This is a genomic window from Ekhidna sp., from assembly GCF_965227465.1.
Taxonomy (GTDB): domain Bacteria; phylum Bacteroidota; class Bacteroidia; order Cytophagales; family Cyclobacteriaceae; genus Ekhidna.
Genome location: NZ_OZ245746.1, coordinates 2356458 through 2374626, shown reverse-complemented (window position 1 = coordinate 2374626; position 18169 = coordinate 2356458). Strand labels below are relative to the sequence as shown.

The 18169-nt window shown below is 38.9% G+C and carries 17 protein-coding genes and 1 tRNA gene; 10 read left to right on the top strand and 8 right to left on the bottom strand.

Features of this window, described 5'->3' with window-relative positions:
* Window positions 1–11 precede the first annotated feature (11 nt).
* The 6 genes from ACO05G_RS10430 (at window position 12) to ACO05G_RS10405 (ending at window position 3643) form a co-directional block, all read left to right on the top strand.
* Window positions 12–311 (top strand): hypothetical protein, encoded by a 300-nt coding sequence (locus ACO05G_RS10430; protein ID WP_421762731.1) that lies wholly within the window; start codon window positions 12–14, stop codon window positions 309–311.
* Window positions 308–790, top strand: coding sequence for a CHC2 zinc finger domain-containing protein (locus ACO05G_RS10425; protein ID WP_421762730.1), 483 nt, complete (start codon window positions 308–310; stop codon window positions 788–790). The genes ACO05G_RS10430 and ACO05G_RS10425 overlap by 4 nt, the downstream gene beginning before the upstream one ends.
* 14 nt (window positions 791–804) lie before the next feature.
* Complete coding sequence (locus ACO05G_RS10420; protein WP_421762729.1) at window positions 805–1794, top strand: hypothetical protein; 990 nt, start codon at window positions 805–807, stop codon at window positions 1792–1794.
* A 106-nt stretch (window positions 1795–1900) separates the two neighbouring features.
* Window positions 1901–2101 (top strand): hypothetical protein, encoded by a 201-nt coding sequence (locus ACO05G_RS10415; RefSeq protein ID WP_421762728.1) that lies wholly within the window; start codon window positions 1901–1903, stop codon window positions 2099–2101.
* 7 nt (window positions 2102–2108) lie between these two features.
* Window positions 2109–2393, top strand: coding sequence for a hypothetical protein (locus ACO05G_RS10410; protein WP_421762727.1), 285 nt, complete (start codon window positions 2109–2111; stop codon window positions 2391–2393).
* Window positions 2390–3643 carry a hypothetical protein gene (locus ACO05G_RS10405; RefSeq protein WP_421762726.1) on the top strand — a complete coding sequence of 418 codons (1254 nt, stop codon included), beginning with the start codon at window positions 2390–2392 and terminating at the stop codon, window positions 3641–3643. Before ACO05G_RS10410 ends, ACO05G_RS10405 begins: the two co-directional genes overlap by 4 nt.
* Before the next feature lie 85 nt (window positions 3644–3728).
* On the opposite strand, the gene ACO05G_RS10400 is transcribed toward ACO05G_RS10405, so the two are convergent.
* From ACO05G_RS10400 to ACO05G_RS10390, 3 genes are all read right to left on the bottom strand, one after another.
* Window positions 3729–3799, bottom strand: a tRNA-Cys gene (locus tag ACO05G_RS10400).
* A gap of 65 nt (window positions 3800–3864) precedes the next feature.
* Window positions 3865–5703: a 30S ribosomal protein S1 gene (rpsA, locus tag ACO05G_RS10395; RefSeq protein ID WP_348284360.1), complete on the bottom strand. Its 1839-nt coding sequence runs from the start codon at window positions 5701–5703 to the stop codon at window positions 3865–3867.
* A gap of 480 nt (window positions 5704–6183) precedes the next feature.
* Entirely contained in the window at window positions 6184–6681 is a 498-nt protein-coding gene (locus tag ACO05G_RS10390; RefSeq protein ID WP_421762725.1) for a hypothetical protein, read from the bottom strand.
* A gap of 52 nt (window positions 6682–6733) precedes the next feature.
* Here ACO05G_RS10390 and ACO05G_RS10385 point away from each other — a divergent pair, with 52 nt between their 5' ends.
* On the top strand, window positions 6734–8440 hold the full coding sequence (locus tag ACO05G_RS10385; RefSeq protein WP_421762724.1) for an amidohydrolase: 1707 nt from the start codon (window positions 6734–6736) through the stop codon (window positions 8438–8440).
* A 13-nt stretch (window positions 8441–8453) separates the two neighbouring features.
* On the top strand, window positions 8454–9470 hold the full coding sequence (murB, locus tag ACO05G_RS10380) for a UDP-N-acetylmuramate dehydrogenase (RefSeq protein WP_421762723.1): 1017 nt from the start codon (window positions 8454–8456) through the stop codon (window positions 9468–9470).
* A gap of 18 nt (window positions 9471–9488) precedes the next feature.
* On the opposite strand, the gene ACO05G_RS10375 is transcribed toward murB, so the two are convergent.
* From ACO05G_RS10375 to ACO05G_RS10360, 4 genes are read right to left on the bottom strand one after another with little or no spacing between them, the layout of a single operon-like run.
* Window positions 9489–10424: a lipid A-modifier LpxR family protein gene (locus tag ACO05G_RS10375; protein ID WP_421762722.1), complete on the bottom strand. Its 936-nt coding sequence runs from the start codon at window positions 10422–10424 to the stop codon at window positions 9489–9491.
* Between the two features lie 10 nt (window positions 10425–10434).
* Complete coding sequence (locus ACO05G_RS10370) at window positions 10435–11313, bottom strand: cation diffusion facilitator family transporter (protein WP_421762721.1); 879 nt, start codon at window positions 11311–11313, stop codon at window positions 10435–10437.
* A gap of 10 nt (window positions 11314–11323) precedes the next feature.
* Window positions 11324–12643: a dihydrolipoamide acetyltransferase family protein gene (locus ACO05G_RS10365; RefSeq protein WP_421762720.1), complete on the bottom strand. Its 1320-nt coding sequence runs from the start codon at window positions 12641–12643 to the stop codon at window positions 11324–11326.
* Between the two features lie 51 nt (window positions 12644–12694).
* On the bottom strand, window positions 12695–13939 hold the full coding sequence (locus ACO05G_RS10360) for a competence/damage-inducible protein A (RefSeq protein WP_421762719.1): 1245 nt from the start codon (window positions 13937–13939) through the stop codon (window positions 12695–12697).
* A 251-nt stretch (window positions 13940–14190) separates the two neighbouring features.
* Between ACO05G_RS10360 and ACO05G_RS10355 the strand changes: the two genes are divergently transcribed.
* Window positions 14191–14751 carry an EF-hand domain-containing protein gene (locus tag ACO05G_RS10355; RefSeq protein ID WP_348284205.1) on the top strand — a complete coding sequence of 187 codons (561 nt, stop codon included), beginning with the start codon at window positions 14191–14193 and terminating at the stop codon, window positions 14749–14751.
* Here the strand turns inward: ACO05G_RS10355 and ACO05G_RS10350 are convergent.
* On the bottom strand, window positions 14722–17442 hold the full coding sequence (locus tag ACO05G_RS10350; RefSeq protein ID WP_421762718.1) for a hypothetical protein: 2721 nt from the start codon (window positions 17440–17442) through the stop codon (window positions 14722–14724). The genes ACO05G_RS10355 and ACO05G_RS10350 overlap by 30 nt on opposite strands.
* Before the next feature lie 23 nt (window positions 17443–17465).
* Here ACO05G_RS10350 and mtgA point away from each other — a divergent pair, with 23 nt between their 5' ends.
* Window positions 17466–18167 carry a monofunctional biosynthetic peptidoglycan transglycosylase gene (gene mtgA, locus ACO05G_RS10345; RefSeq protein ID WP_421762717.1) on the top strand — a complete coding sequence of 234 codons (702 nt, stop codon included), beginning with the start codon at window positions 17466–17468 and terminating at the stop codon, window positions 18165–18167.
* Window positions 18168–18169 lie beyond the last annotated feature (2 nt).

Here is an 18169-nt window from a genome sequence, read left to right as displayed (position 1 = left end):
ATAAGGAGCAAATGACAACAGAATGTAAATCACCAACACATGCAATTAGAGAGCTATCCAGCCGCCTGGACAAAGCAGAAGATAGTTTAGCAAAGATTCACCATCATCTTTTTAATGATCCGGTTTCAACTCATGCAGCTTATACACTCCAAGAATTGACGGACTGGATAAGTATTCCCACTATTTACAAGTACGAAAAGGAGGGTAAAATAAAGCTTACTAGGGTAGGCGGTAGCGAGAAGAGATCGGGACGTGTCTACGTCATGAAAAAAGAGTGGAACAGATTCATGAATGAAAATTGGACAATATGAATGCAATTGAAATATTAAGAGATACCGCAAAACAATCCGATATTGTCGAGCATATCGGTAGATACGTAACATTAAAAAAGGTCGGTAAAAATTACAGAGGACTTTGTCCATTTCATGATGAAAAGACACCAAGTTTTTATGTGTCACCGCATGGATTTTTCAATTGCTTTGGCTGTGGCGAAAAGGGAGACATAATCACCTTTGAAAGTAAGTACAACAAAAGAGATTTTGTTAATTCTCTTGAATCTATAACAGGAGAAAAGGCGGTTTCCACAACATTTAAAGTTCCCCAAAAGAAGAAACTTAAAGACGTTGATTTATTGGATAAGCTTTATGAGACTGATCCGATTTTAGTTGAATGCCTGAGTGAACATTGTCTGAATAACGAAGTAAACCTTTTCGATTATATCCTTTCATATCAGGACTATGATTCCAGTATCTCAAGACTAAAGAAACTTATTAATGATTTGCGCTTATGAGTAATACAGATAAAATGAAAGCGCTATTAAGTCAAAGCGAGACGCACCGACTAAATGAAATGATTGCGGACGCTGTAATAGAGTTTGATGGAGACTATAAAAAAGGAGAGTCGGCCATCCAATTTGAGGTAAATGATGAGCAAGTAATTTTCGGGACTTTTGGAAACTTCTCGGTAATTACCGGAAAAGCCAAAAGCCGAAAGTCATTCTTTATAACATACTTGGTTAAGGAGTCTATTTCTGCCGGGCATAAGGTTTTAGTGTTTGATACTGAGCAAGCCAGTTATAAGGTGCATGAAAACTTATTAAGAGCTACAGGTAACATTCCTAACGATCAAGTAGAATATTATGCCTTAAGAAAATTCAACCCGTCAGAACGCAAGGAAATAGTTGAGAAGCTTATTTATGAAAGCGATATGAATATCGTTTTTATAGATGGAATCCGTGATTTGGTCAACTCTATTAATGATGAAGAAGAGGCAACTAACATTTCAAGCTGCCTGCTCAAATGGACAGAGGAAAAGAATATCCACATTGTTACGGTATTGCACCAAAACAAAGGTGACAATTTCGCTAGAGGTCACATAGGGACAGAGCTACAGAATAAAGCCGAAACCGTGGTGAGCATAAGCAAAGACGACAGGGACAAAGATCAGTCAGTTGTCGAGCCTGTTCACATGAGGGAAATGGAATTTGATCCATTCTCATTAAATGTGTCTCACACCGGAATACCTGGATTGACAGAATACATCCAAACTTCTACAGAGAAGAAGAAAAAACGACCGGAGCAGTTTGATATAGCTGAGCGAAAAGAAATCATCCTCATGGTTAAGGAGGTTGCTAAAGAGTGGTCGTCCTATTCAGACCTGTGGAGACAGATAAAAGAGGCATGCGGTAGATGGGGTATTGTCATAGGTGACAACATCGCAAAAGATTGGCTAAGTGCTATGAAGCAAGATCAGTTTATCGAGAAATCTAATAGTAAATATTACATCACTGTTTAACCAGTTTAGTTACCCCTATATATAGGGGGTAACTTAAACTAAACCGGTTTAATAGACCAGTTTAAACCACTTAAACCGATTATAGAAACAACAAACAATTAATATTATGAACACATCAAAAGAAGCGTTGGCCACTTACATAAGAGATGGCATTGAGTATGGATTTTTTAAAGATCCTGAACACGAAAGTAACGAGATAATCAAGCGAATGGATACCATGGAGGAAGTCGGGTATGTGGTAGATAGAAAGAGTATCAATGAGAAACTGAAAGATCATGTGCCCCTGAAAATGGAATGGGCTGGATAGAAAGGCTATGAGTAAAACAATTATCTATAATAGTTTTCCTCCACTCCTAAAAGTATCCGGTGAAAATATCCGGGTACTGTTGGAGCTGGATAGCAAAGAGACTGTAAAAAAAAGACTCCAGGAATGGGGTATCAGTGTAAAAGACGGCTATGTACTAACAGATGATATATTGAACAGATTTAGAAACATATCTGTAACCACCACAGGATATAACTATACTTATAGTAATACATCAAGTGGTCTAAGTTTTAAAGAGTTTAAATCGGGTGATGAATCAATTGATAATCTATGAAACCACTTCAAATTCCAAAGCGCTACAGACAATCCAGAGAGGGAATGTATGTTCGCTGCAATAAGCGCTGTGTTAATGTGACAGACAAATGTTGTCTTTCTGGTAAAAAGCTACACACGTGCAAGTATGGTGATAAGCACCAGTTTCTAAGTAAGGTGTATGATCCGGTTACTGGCAAAATGAAACATGGCAAGTCATGGCCTAAAGATTTGAGGGATTTCACAGACTTTCAAAAGCTGCATTTGGAGCTCAAGAAACAAAACGATAAATCTATAATTACCATCAATGAAAAGCCCGGACTACTCACACAATGCATGAAGATGTATGCGGCGTGGATAAAAGATATTGATGTACCTACCTATGAGAGAAAGAACAATACAGAGCATTACACCAGGGGTGAAATTAGACACCTGAAAAACCTAAAGGAAGCGCTGGCATCTAAAGAAGTCAATGCTGATTATTTGGTGATAACTGAGTTCAATAAAAAGCATGTTGAAATCATATATGATTACTTAACTGGTAGGTTCAGTAATAAGTCATTCAATCATCAATTAGCAACTTATAGAAGATTTTTTGCCTATTTGATAGACTTGGAATATCCATTGGTTAATCACTTCAAAAAAGTAAAACCACTACCCACCAAAGCAAAGAAGGAAGTTGTTTCAATTGAGGAATTTAAAAAGCTCTGTTCCATCGTAACACCTGAAGCTGGTGTCAAATTCAAGTCAAAAAAGGAGGGAGGGAAAACAAAGGTTTTCCGGGCACACCTTTACACCGATTATTTAATCAATGGATGGGCATTTGAATTATACACCGGATGCAGGTATGAAGAAATCCAAACCATTAAAGTGAAAGATATTAAGGAGGATCACATAGCAACTAAAGATCATAAGGCATCCAGAAAGAAAAAGGAAGATGTAATAAGGCTAATCCCAATGATAGATGAGTTAAGGGATCTATGCGCAAGACTTTCAAAGGGATCATCGCCCGATGACTATTTGATAGCTCCAAAGGAAACGAACCGAAAGAACGTTACGAGTAAGTTATCCGTGGGTTTCACCCATTATTGGGCGCAAGTATCAGACAGGAAGGATGTGACGTTCTACAGTCTTAAAAACTCATACGCTACTGAAATGGTGAAAAGATTCGGTGATAAAGTAAACCTTCATCTTGATTTTAATACCACCATGAAAAACTATGTAAACGAATTGGAGTTGATCAAGACCTTTAATGTCCCGTTGTATGGATAGGCAATTTCGCGACATGATTACAAGGCATATAATCCCCCTATAAAGAAAAAACCGCCTATACGTTAAGTAAGGACGGTTTTACTTGAGGCGCTGAGCGGATTCGAACCGCTGTAAAAGGTTTTGCAGACCTCTGCCTAGCCACTCGGCCACAGCGCCATATAGTTGATGCAAAAGTAGAAAAAAAGAGCCATCCGTCCGTAGACGAATGGCTCAAATTGAGATTATTTCTCTTCCTCTTTTTTAGCTTTCGCCTTAGTGGTCTTCTTAGGAGAAGATTTTCCAGCGTCTTCCATTTTGTCTTTCAATGCAGAAAGCGCATCAAGGTCACCTAGTGTAGACTTCTCAACTTCTTTGTTGATTTTATCTAGCGTGTTACCCTTCTTACCTCCGCCACCACCAGTAGCGGCTTTTTTCGTAGAAGCTGCTTTTGGTTGCTCTGCATCCTTATCCCAAATAGAAGTATGAGAAAGAACAATTCGTTTATCGTCTTTAGAGAACTCTAGTACTTTAAACTCAAGTGTTTCGCCTTCAGAAGCGGTAGTTCCGTCTTCTTTCTTAAGGTTTTTAGTCATCACCTGACCTTCAAGTCCATAAGGAAGCTCAACTGTAGCAGTTTTATCTGTTACACTAGTTACCGTACACTTATGAGTAGATCCTTTTGTGAATACTGTCTCGAAAGTATCCCATGGATTTTCTTCAAGGTGCTTATGGCTAAGAGCAAGTCTTCTGTTCTCTACATCCAGCTCCATCACTTTCACTTCCAACTCATCACTTACCTTCACGAATTCAGATGGATGCTTGATTTTCTTAGTCCAGGAAAGATCAGAAACGTGAACTAATCCATCAATACCTTCTTCAAGTTCGATGAACAATCCAAAGTTTGTTAGGTTACGAACAGTTCCTTTGTGCTCCGTTCCAACAGCATACTTAGTAAGAACATCTTGTTTCGTCCATGGATCTTCTGTAAGCTGCTTGATACCAACAGACATTTTTCTTTCATCTCTGTCAATTGTCAATACTACAGCTTCGATTTCGTCACCTACGTTAATGAAATCAGATGGATTTCTAAGGTGTTGAGACCATGACATTTCAGAAACGTGGATTAAACCTTCAACTCCAGGAATGATTTCAAGGAATGCACCATAATCAGCAACATTCACAATCTTACCTTTCACATTAGATCCTACATCGATATCCTTATCAAGTGAATCCCAAGGGTGATCAGTAAGCTGCTTCATACCAAGAGAAATTCGTTGCTTGTTGTCATCAAAATCCAACACTACAACATTTACCTTCTCATCTAATGAAAGTACTTCCTCCGGATGATTGATACGTCCCCATGAGATATCTGTGATGTGTAGTAGCCCATCAACACCTCCAAGATCGATGAATACACCGAAGTTGGTCATGTTTTTGATTACTCCTTCAAGTACCTGACCTTTTTCAAGGTTGTTCAGGATTTCAGCTTTTTGTTCTTCTAGATCTTTCTCGATCAATACTTTGTGAGAAACTACTACGTTATCGTTCGTGTAGTTAATTTTCACAACTTTCACCTCCATAGACTTACCAACGAATACGTCAAAGTCTCTGATCGGCTTAACATCGATTTGTGAACCAGGAAGGAATGCTTCTACACCGTATACGTCTACGATTAGACCTCCTTTAGTTCTTCTCTTCACAAATCCTTCAATTACTTCGTCATTATCAAGAGCACCCTGGATTGATTCCCATGCTTTAACGATTTTAGCTTTTCTTCTGGAAAGAACCAGCTGACCGTTTGCGTTTTCCTGCTCTTCAATATAAACCTGTACTTCATCACCAGCTTTCAAATCGGGCATATCTCTAAACTCTGAAAGAGATACAAGACCGTCTGACTTGAAGCCGATATTAACAATTACTTCTCTATCTGTAATGCCAACAACAGTACCTGAAATAAGCTCTTTTTCAGTAATCTCTGTTAAGGTATCCTCATAAAGCTTTTCCATTGCTTTACGATCCTCCTCAGAGTACTCATCGTCAAAACCTCCATCACTATCAAAATCAAAGTCATCTTCCTCCATTACTGGAGCAGGAACTTCTTTCTTAGCTTTCGGCTCTGCTTTCTTCTCTTCCTTTTTCTCAGCCTTTGGTTCTTCTGATTTAGCTTTTACCTCTTCCTTATCAGCTTTTACTTCTTCCTTTTCGACTTTCTTAGTTTCAGCCTTAGGTTCCGCTTTCTTTTCCGCTTTTGGTTTGGTTTCTTTTTTAGCAGTTGTTTTTGAAGTTTCTTCTTTCACTTCATCTGCTTTTTTTGTTGCTGCCTTTTTTGTTGTGGTTTTTTTAGCAGCAGGTGCTTTTGCTTTGGTTTCTTTTTCCTCAGCTTTAGCAGTTTCTTCTTTCTTTGCCATAATAAAAAATGACTCCCATAAAATACACTGTGTTAGTTGGAGTCAGCGCTAACCAGCATTTTTGTTAAACATCTTTTGGAATAAACCAAAAACGCTCCGTTCGGAACGGAGCGCAAATTTAGATGATTTATTAGAAAAAACTGATATCAATGCTTATTCTTCTCCAAAAAATACCGGAGCAATATCAGCTGGTTCTTTCAGTTTTTTCAATTGCTTTTCAATTGGACGGGTATTGTCTTCTCTACTGTAATAGATAAGTCGCCCGTATACCTTATCAATTTGCTTTAGTACAAGGTATCTTCCGTTATAGTCTGCTGCAGGGAGATTGCTTAGTTTACTTTTTTGATCCTCTACGAGTACCTGACCTGCTTTGTAGATCTTACTTTTTACTGCTGAGGTCGTAGTTGAATATGTTGAGTTGTATGAGTTAAATACCTCTTTTTCTACAAAATATTTTGATTCGACTGTTTTTGCTCTTTTTTCAAGTTGAGCCTCTAAAGCCAGGTAATCATCTTTTGTAATGGATGAATTAGTTGTCGAAGTTGCGATCTTAACATCCTCTCCGGGGGAATTAGGTGTATCTGTATCGGTTTGTGCTACTCCAATAGCAACTATTAAGAAGGAAAAAAAACAAAATAGGGTGCGCTTCATTTCTGATAAATTATTTTTGACGAAATAGTTAAGTCGCGAATATAAAATTGATATGATGAGATACACCACCATTTACCTAATCCTTTTTGCCATTCTTATAAGTTGTACTGAAAAAGCAGAGCCTGAGGTGTCAGCTGATCGCATTTTCTACAACGGACCTATATACACAATGGATGATGGTGCTCCAGAAGTGGAGGCGGTTGCCATCAAAGCAGATACTTTTTTATATGTAGGGACCAAAGCAGGCGCAGAAACATATAGAGGTGCCTCAACTAAGATGGTTGATTTGGCTGGAAAAACGATGGTGCCAGGTCTTACTGAAGGACATGCGCATATTATGGGCGTGGGGTATAACCTTCTAAATGTCGATTTGCGAGAAGCGAAAAGTTATCAGGAAGTAGTTGAGATGGTGGTGGATCGGGCAGCAAGCACACCGGAGGGAACCTGGATCATCGGTAGGGGTTGGCATCAGGATAAATGGACGGAAAAACCCGAAATGACTAATGGATTTCCTACCCATGATTTGTTAAGTGATGCGGTTCCTAATCATCCGGTTTATTTAAAGCATGCAAGTGGCCATGCAGCATTGACTAATGCTAAAGCAATGGAAATGGGTGGTATTGACGCCAATTCTGATCAGCCAAATGGAGGAGAGATTTTTAAAAGTGTAAGTGGAGAACCTACAGGTATTTTTAATGAAACTGCGCAAGGATTAATTACTAAAGTGATTCCGGACGCAACGAAAGAAAGTGATGAGCAGGCATTGCGACTGGCTTTGGATCAATGCTTTAAGTATGGTATTACCGGATTTCATCAAGCCGGATCCGGACCAGACCATATCGATTTATATAAAGATTTTGCTCAAAGAGACGAGCTGAAACTTCGACTTTACGTGATGTTGAATGGTAGGGATGAGTCACTTCTGGAAGAATATTTTAAAAAGGGTATTGAAGAGGATCTATTTGATAACCAGCTCACCGTTCGTTCAGTGAAACTTTATGCGGATGGAGCATTGGGTTCTCGGGGAGCCTGGTTATTAGAGGAGTATACGGATGCTCCGGGAGTTCATGGTCACAATGTGATGCCCATGGAAGACATTGAGGATGTAACTCAAAAATCTTATAAAGCTGGTTTCCAGGTTTGCGTTCACGCAATTGGAGATCGTGCAAACCGGGAAGTATTAGATATATATGAAAGAACCTTTAAGTTATATCCTGAGAGCGCTCCTAAGGAACCACGCTTTAGAATTGAACATGCGCAGCATTTTCACCCTGATGACATACCGAGATTTGCTGAAATGGGAGTTGTACCATCCATGCAAGCGATCCACATGGCATCAGATCGCCCCTGGGCTATTGACCGCCTGGGACAACAACGAATAGAGTGGGGCGCTTATATGTGGCAGACATTGCTTCAATCGGGTGCAAAAATCGTAAATGGTACCGATGCTCCTGTTGAACCTATAACTCCATTAGCTAGCTTCTACGCTTCAGTGAGTCGAAGAACATTGCAGGGTAATCCAGATGGCGGTTACGAGCCTACCGAAAAGATGACTCGTGAACAAGCACTTAGATCTTATACCTTGGATGCGGCTTTCGCGGCTTTTAGAGAAGACCGAAAAGGCAGCATTGAGGTAGGGAAGTGGGCAGACCTTACCATTTTTGATCAGGATATAATGACAATCCCTGAAGATGACATTCTCGAAACGAAAGTCTCAATGACCATTATAGGTGGTGAGATTGTTTACGAAGCTGAGTAACTAAGAAATAAAATTGATAGTACAACAAAACGTTTCCTTAAAGCCCTACAACACATTTGGTCTTGATGAGAATGCCGGTTTTTTAGCGATTGTTAATTCAATCGAGGATTTAGATGAGATCTATCAAACCGGTCGTTTTCGGTCTCAAAAAAAGATGATTCTAGGCGGAGGATCCAATGTGCTATTTACCAGAGGATTTACAGGCATTGTCGCTAAAAACGAAATTCGTGGTATCCAAATTCAGAATGAAACGGAGGAGGATGTATTGGTTTCGGTTGGAGCTGGAGAAAACTGGCATCAATTTGTTTTATGGTGTGTTGAGCACGGATACGGTGGAGTTGAAAATCTATCGCTTATCCCCGGCACAGTAGGAGCGGCTCCTATGCAAAACATCGGTGCGTATGGAGCTGAGTTGAAGGAGGTTTTTCACTCACTGGAAGCCTATGAAATAAAAACCGGTAAGACTGTTTCCTTTTTTAAGGAAGATTGTAAGTTCGGCTATCGCTACTCTGTTTTTAAAGGCGAAATACGTGACGAATACGTGATTACTAAAGTATTCTTTAAACTTTCAAAAAAGCCGGTCTTCAATATTTCATACGGCGCTATTAAGGATACATTGGATCAAATGGGTGTGGATGAACTTACATTGAAGAATGTAAGTCAGGCAGTGATAAATATCCGCCAATCAAAGCTTCCAGATCCAATGGATATTGGTAATGCTGGAAGCTTCTTTAAAAATCCAATTGTTGAAAGGCTTCATTTTGAAGCATTGGAAGCAGAGTTTGATGATATTAAATCGTATCCAATCGATAAAGAGAGAGTTAAAATTCCGGCAGGCTGGCTAATTGAGAAAGCCGGTTGGAAAGGATATCGGGATGGAGACATTGGAGTACATGAGAAGCAAGCTTTGGTATTAGTCAATCATGGAATGGGACGAGGGAAGGAAATATTTAAGCTTGCTAAAGAAATTCAGAAATCCATTCAAAACAAGTTTGGAATAGATTTGGAACGAGAAGTGAATGTGATCTAGCGGGATGGGCGAACTGATTTAAAATCGCTGATTCATGCGTATCCCCACATATTTATGAAACCTTGCTTCTGTAGTTTCTCTTGTTCGTCTGTAATAGAGCAGAGCAAAATCAAATTTGGTCCAACTGGCCATTATTCCGGCTCTCATCTGAAACACCCAGGGTTCTCTCGTTTCGGTATATATTGATTCTTTTCCAATTAGGTTTCCTTCGATGGTCGCATTGTATGCAACATACTCAATGCCCGGGCTTAGGAAAAAGTAAAACTCATGATTTGCTGGTCCATCGTTTTCAATTCCGAGAACACCATTGTAATGAGTCGAGTTTTGGATGGGCTTGATGTCCCCCAGCCGAATCGTAAATTCTTGTCTTACATGATTGAAAGTTGTACCTAGTGCCATGCTGGACTCTGATATTAAATCAATGTCTCCTCCATCGGCAAGTGAACTTGCATATGTGCCGTAGAGATTTACAATCGGTGCATCATTAATTTCATATTGCCAACCTAATGGTAATTGCATTCCAAAAGCTTTATGCCATTCATATTGCAGGTCTCCCGTACGTAATGCAGGACCCATCCATCCAATTTCAAGTTTTACTTTTAGATATTTTTCATTTTTATAATAGTACTCATTAGACGCAGCTAATGTAATCTGACCTGCATATGGGCGATCCATGTCTGCGGAATCCTCCCAAAAAAGGTGTCTTGGACTATAGATACGATGATTAAGGTCATATGATCGTATTACTTTCTCAAGCGAAGAAGACCATTTGCCGGAATCTGTCAAATGACGATAACGAATAGCCACACCATTGCTATAGTATTGGTCTCGAGTCAGATTTAAAGTGTAAGCATCATTGTCATTCTCAACCTGTAGCTCTCTTGTCAGAAGCTTTTTCTGCGCACTTCCAAGAGTGACTATCAGGAATGTCAAAAGAAATAGTCCGGATTTCATTGACGCGAAATTAACATGGATCGCAGTTTTCTTCCTGAGTTTCGAACTCAATAGTCGTGTGGTTGATACCCAGTTGCTTCATTCGGGCTTTCGTTTCTGTTTTTATGCCTCTCAACTTAGTTAAGGTAAGGTCTTTTTCAACCACGATATGGATGGATAAGATATGATAATCACCATCCATGGACCATAAGTGGCAATCATGTGTATTTTGAACCTGTTTTATTTCAAGAATAGCCTTGTGAATGTCTCCCACATTAATGCTCATTGGGGTTCCTTGTAAAATAATTCTAAAGGACTCTTTCAGGTTTTTAAATACATTGTAGAGAATGAATAGAGCAATGAGAATAGAAAGGATGGGGTCGATAATTGGAAGGTCCCAGAAATTCATGACGAGAGCTCCTATGAGAACAGCGACCCATCCCAAAATATCTTCTAATAAATGTGTATAAACCGCCTTTTCATTGAGACTATGACCTTTGCTTAGCCGAAATGCTGCAGCGCCATTGACGATTACTCCACCAATAGCTAAATAGATCATTCCCTCTGTATTTGGATGGATGGGATTGAATAATCGAGGAATGGCTTCAATTGTGATGAAAATTGAACCTGATACAAGAACGATGGCGTTTATAAGCGCACCAAGAACTGAGAATCGCTTGTAACCATATGAAAATTTTTGATTTCGGTCTTTTTTGGCAACTCTGGCAAAATACCATGAAACACCAAGGCTAAGACTGTCACCAAGGTCATGGAGTGCGTCAGATAGTATGGCTACACTATTTGTCCATAACCCGCCAATAAGCTCAATGATTGAAAAAGCTAGATTAAGAAAGAAGGCAACTTTAATGTTGCCTTCCGAATGATCCTGATGGTGGTGCGAGTGCCCCACAGTATTCGTATTAAATACCTCTGTTTAGGTCGTATTCTTCCAGGTAGTCTGCTACTTTTCTAACAAACATGCCTCCTAAAGCTCCGTCTACCACACGATGATCATAGCTGTGGGATAAGAACATTTTGCTACGGATGCCGATCATGTCTCCTTCTGGTGTTTCTACTACGGAAGGTTTTTTCTGTATTGCCCCAAGTGCCATGATTGCTACTTGCGGTTGCATGATAATCGGCGTTCCCATCACATTCCCAAATGAACCTACATTTGAAACTGTATAAGTTCCACCCTGTAGTTCGTCCGGTTTTAATTTATTCTCTCTCGCTCTTCTTGCAAGGTCATTTACTTTTTTGGTAATACCCACAAGACTTAATTGGTCAGCATTGTGAATGACTGGTACAATTAGGTTGCCAGAAGGAAGAGCTGTAGCCATACCAATATTGATGGATTTTTTCTTCACAATGTTGTTACCATCAACTTGTACATTAATCATTGGGAAATCCTTAATGGCTCTCGCAATCGCTTCGATAAGGATTGGCGTAAAAGTGAGTTTTTCTCCCTCTCTACTTGCAAACTCATTCTTCACTTTATTTCTCCATGCTACTACCTTAGTAACATCTGCTTCTACGAATGAAGTGACGTGAGGAGAGATGTGCTTAGATGCAACCATTCGTTCGGCGATCATCTTCCGCATTCTGTCCATTTCGATGATCTCATCTCCACCATCTACTGCAACTGGTATTGGCTGATGAGAGGCCGAGGGCATGGTAGGAGTCGCAGCTGGTGCTGAACTAGGAGAACCACCAGATTTTCTGGTTTTGACATAGTTAAGTATGTCGTTTTTCGTAACTCTACCTTCTTGTCCTGATCCATTTATTGATTCCAATTCAGCAACTGAAATTCCTTCTTCTTTAGCGATGCTTCTAACAAGAGGGGAAAAGAATTTACCTGAATCTGATGTGCGAGGCAAAGTCATTCCATTGCTTACCGAGGCGGTACTTATGGCTGTTTCTAAAATTTCTTCCGCTTTTTCTACAGGAGATTCTGTTTTAGCTGCTTCAGCAGGTGGTGGGGTAGATCCTCCTGCTTCGCCATCCGTCTCAATTATGGCAATTGGCTTGCCAACTTCTATTACGTCTCCTTCACCTGCTAATACCTCTTTTAAAACTCCTGCATGGGTGGCAGGAATTTCTGTATCAACCTTATCAGTAGCTACTTCCAGGATTGATTCATCTTCTTCGATGGTATCTCCTACATTTTTCAACCATGCTAGCACAGTCCCCTCCATCACACTTTCGCCCATCTTAGGCATTACCATTTCTACAGTTGCCATATTATATTTTGTTTTAGGTTGTTTATTTAGCTCTCAAAGATAATAATTTTGCTATTCCTTATCTAAGTTTATTCTAATCATGTTTAGTGCTGCTATAGCACTATATTTTATATTTATCTCCCGGTCTCTGATAAACTGAAATTTTCTTGCTACGGTTTTGTTTGCATCGGCATATCCAATCCAGACGGTTCCTACAGGTTTATCAGGAGTTCCTCCTCCCGGACCAGCTATTCCACTTATCGAGATGCCTATATCAGATTTAAATTCGTCCCTGACATTCTTTGCCAAAGCTAAAACAACAGGTTCACTGACAGCCCCATGTTCCTGAATGATTTTATTGTCAACCTTCAATTGTTCATTTTTCAGCTGATTGGAGTAGGGGATGAATGCACCATTAAACCAGGCTGAACTGCCTGGTACTGATGTTATTTTGTGAGATAGAAATCCACCCGTACAACTTTCTGCTACCGAAAGGGTCATTCCTTTGTTTTTCAACATTCTTCCAATGGCATCCTCAATCTCTTCCTGATCAAATCCATAAACATACTTTTCAATCAATGGTAAGACTTTATCTATCTGAGCCTGTACAAGCATTTTACTTGTCTCATCGTCTCCCTCTGTGGTAAGTCTAAGTTTTACTGAACCCATGGTAGGAAGATATGCCAACTTAATATTATCAGGTAACTGATTTTCCCAGTCCGCGATAATTTCTGCTAGTTTTGATTCACCTATCCCTATTGTTCGTATCATTCGATGATAGATGGAATCACTCACAAACCTTTTCTTAAGCTTTGGAAGGATTGTATCACTCATCATTTGTCTCATTTCAAATGGCACTCCCGGCATAGATACGAAGACGGTATCATTTTCATCAAACCACATTCCTGCAGCCGTACCAATTGTATTGACAATAGGTGTACAATTGGCTGGTAAATCAGCCTGCTTTTCATTTGACTCGGATATCTCCCAGCCGGCTCTTTCAAACATCGAATGAATGTTTTTCAGAACCTCTTGATTTCTCACCAATTTAGTACGGAAGTATTCGCTAAGACAGGGTTTTGTTAAGTCATCATTGGTTGGTCCAAGACCTCCTGTAATGATTACCATATCGGCTAGCTTCTCGGATTGCTCCAAATAATGAAGGATTTCCTTTCGGGTATCTCCAATGGTTACTTTTTTAATCACACGAATCCCGAGGCTATCCAGAGCTCCACTTATCCAGTGTGAATTTGTATCCAGCGTTTGACCGTAAAGTATTTCATCGCCTATGGAAATTATGATTGCTTTTGCTGGCATAGCATATGATTAGATTTGTGGTATTATCCTCTCTGTTTATAAGTTGCCAAAAATACTATTATGGAAATGAAAAGTGAGTGAATTTTTCTTGATTCCCATTTGAATTTCTCTTTCAGATAACTTTGTACAATCAGCTAGAATTAACTTTATAGGATCTGATTAGATTAGAACAAGGTCATGAAATAAGTGTCAGAGGATGGTTTTGTGAAATTTTAATCTCAGGATTATTTATTTTCGTGCAAAATCACGTTATGCTATCAGAACTACAAATTGATAAATTGGAGCGTTTTTTCTACGTTCTTGATTATGATCGAAATGGAGTAATCGAGAAAGATGACTTCATAGGGATCGCTGAGAATCTTTGTATTCTATGGAGGATTAAAGAGGGAGAACCGAAGTATAATGAAATAAAAAAACGCTTCGAAGATGGATGGAATCAATTCAATTTATTTGTCAATAATAACGACGGAAAGGCAAATTGGGATCATTGGCTTCATTTCGCGGAGCAGGTAATTGTAAATGGCGATGAGGATATCTTCAGTCAATATGTAGATGAGTTTGTTGGAGAAATTTTTGACAATTTCGATACTGATAATGATGGATACATTAATCTGGATGAGTATATTGATTTGTTAGTCGGTTATCGAATTGAGGTTCGATTTGCAGCTAAGTCTTTCAGAAAGCTTGACCGTAATCATGACGATCTCATAAGTCGAGGAGAACTAATTCGTGCAGTTAAAGAATTTTTCCGCAGTGATGATCCTGATGCAGAGGGGAACTGGCTATTTGGAAGAGCTCTCCTTTCCGACTAGTGGGATTTTTTCCTTATTTAAATTGACGTTGACTTTTCCTTTAGTCATCAATTCTCTTAATAATCTTTCGAGTGGAAAAATCATAAAGGCAATTGATGCGTCCAGTAGAAAATCGACCACTGGAGTGCTCTTGAAACTAAACAATGATCCAATGGCACTTTGCAAAAATTCAATAATTAATACTAAGGTTAGTAGGGTTAATCCGCTTCTTAATAGTCTGTTTTTAGAACTGTCCTGATTCAATTTGGTTGAAAAGAACACAAGCCCACCAAAGAAAATAATTTGGATTGCATAAAACCATGGTGTTTGCCAATACGGAGGTTTTACCGAAAATGCGAGAACCTCACCTTCTTCAATTCTACCAAATGCATCTCGGGATCTTACTAATAAGTTGTAACTGCCTTCCGGTAAGAAACTAAAATCAATTGTTTTGCTACTAGACCAATCTGACCATGCGTTGTGAAGCCCTTCCAGTTTGTATTGAAATTCAGGATTTAATAGACCCAAAAAGTCCGGTTTAGATAACTCAACACTTAAAAAATTTTCATCATAGTTCAACGTGAATTTTTCAGACTGATCAATGTCACCTTCCTCATTCGAGACTCTTTTTAAAAAGAAATTAAAACTTTCCATTCCTCCTTTTTTGGAAGGATCATACTTTAGAATATCATTTGACTGGGTAATTAACCATAATTGGTCTGAAGATCTATCAATAGAAATCGCTCTCAAATCCGAGAATAACCCTAAATATTCCAACGTTTCTATTTCTCCGCTTTCTTTCAGATGTTGCCACACCTTTCCGTTAAAAACCCATACCCCTTTCTCAACCGGATCGAATAGGTGATGAATTGGAGTCCCGATTTTCATCTTCATTGCCACATCTTCTTCAACCTTGTTCGTATTTTGGTTGTAGTAGAAATACCCTTGTGAATTAATAAAGTAAAGCGTGTCATTTCGGTTTAGAATGTTAACCTCATCCAGAAAAATATTATTTAAAGGAAGCTTTTGATCAATATGGAAAGTAGAGTCTGTAGTGCTAGACTTGTAAATGGCAGAAGATCCAGCCATCCAAATTGCTCCTCTGTCGTCCTCACGAATGCTCACAATGATATCATTAACTGACTGACTGACTTGCTCCAGCCAAACATCATCAATGAGTTTGAAAACCTTGACGTCCAGATCAGAAGTGCTAACAATTAATTGATCATTATCATTTACAGTAAAAGCTCTTATGCTCTCAGGTATAATAATATGAGCTTCAGATTTGTTGACTTCATAGATTCCAGATGTACTGATCGCGAGTAGTTTATCCTTGTAGGGTGTAATGGATAGAAACTTGCCATTGGCGCCACTTACTTGTTTAAATGAGTAAATGATGTCCACTGGAATCTTTCGCACCTTTCTGACATACCGGGTGTTTTTATCGAGTTTTCCTTTTACTCTTTCGACCTTGTTGTCACCATCGAAAATATCGGTAATGGCATTAAAAATTCCTTTTTTTCCTTTCTTATCATCCTCGTCTTCAGACTGCTTCTTTTTACCAAAAAGTCTCTTTAGGAATGGTTTTTCATCCTTTTCTTCGACAGGCTTTGGTTTGGGTGTTTGATTGGGTGTTCGGGATTTTTTTCGTTCTACTTCATAGTAAACCTTATTTTCAAATATCGTATCCTGGTCAAAATAGTAGAGCCCAACACTGGTGGTCACCCATAATTTGTTATTGAAATCTGAAACACTGGTAAGATTACCATTTAGACCATTGAAGTGTGAATAGCTGTAGGCTGGGAAAATGGGCGATATGTGGGTTAGTCCAAATTGCGTAGCAGCCCATATTCCGTTCGAATTATCTGTATGTATGGTGTACACCTGATTATCCGGAAGGCCAGATTGATAGTTTGTGATCTCGGCATAGTCTGGTTTTTTGATGTTAAAGAGAATAATCCCACTTTCAAATGTCGAGCATGCGAATAATGAATCATTCAGCCATTTTATTTCTTTTATTTCAAATCCATTTTCATCTACGAATTTGTTTTGAGCCAATGATTTGAATTCGAAATTTGTATACTGATATAATTTATTATTGTAAGTGACAACTAAATCAGGCTGGCCTTTCCTTTTACTTGAATAGCTTACCTTTTGTGCGGGTGAAATCGATGAAAGAGAGTCATTAATGAGTAACGTTCCTTCCGGAGTGTTGACAAACATCTCTGCATCAAGCTCATAGATATTCAGAAATTCTCCGGTGTGTCTGATGATGCTTTTACTTGCTATATCATATACAAATAGGTTGTTGCTTCCCATGAAATAAACCTTATGCTTGAAGTAATGTGTTTCAAGGAAGAGATCATCTAAGCTATCTAAATAGATTAGTGACTTGTATTTGATGCTCCGCTCGTGAAAATCGATCATACCAATATTTGCAATACACCCAACGTATACAACATCACTTGAATCTACTGCAATCGAAAGCGCAGCAGATGGTGTGGGGTAATAGTCCCAAGCTTCTCCATCATATTTTAAAACACCCGATCTATTGGCAATACAGAGTCTTCCGTTATTGTCATTAGTGATTTCAAAGTTTGAATTATCTATATTAGAATGACGGGGAAAATGGTGAGTTAATAAGAAGTCACCTTTTTGAGCAAATGGATACAAGTAAGAAAGACAAAAAATAACCAGCAATAAATGTCTCATATCCCGAAATTAATGGATGTTACTTGAAAAAGATTATAAACCATATTATCAAATCTTTTGCAGCGTTTATTCTTTTATTCAATATTCTGACATTGGTTTGGGTAATTACATATTCTTTTCTCCCCATCCCCATTACTAAGCTGATGGTAATTGAAAGTGCTAATAAAGAATTGAAATATGAATGGAGAGAACTGGAGCATATTTCTGGTAGACTGCAGCTGGCAGTCATGTGTGCAGAAGATCAATATTTCTTACTGCATGAGGGTTTAGACTTCAGATCCATAAGGAAGGCGGAAGAGGTGAACAGAAATGGTGGTAATATGAAAGGAGCTAGCACAATTACCCAGCAAGTGGCAAAAAATGTTTTTTTATGGCCAGATAGAACGTGGGTTCGAAAAGCTGCAGAATTGTATTTCTCTTTATTAATAGAGATTGTTTGGAGTAAACAGAGAATTATGGAGGTATACTTAAATGTTGCCGAATTTGGAGATGGCGTTTTTGGAGCGGAGGCTGCATCAAAATCGTATTTCAATCGCTCTGCCGATCAGCTTAGTGTCACTCAAGCTGCGAGACTAGCAGCTGTTTTGCCAAGTCCGAAAAGATACTCTGCTACAGCTCCCAGCCCATATGTTCAGAGTAGGATCGACTGGATTAAAAAGCAGATGTGGTACTGGGGGTATGAAATGACCTATGACAAGGATTTTGTCAAGCAAATGATCAAATAGCA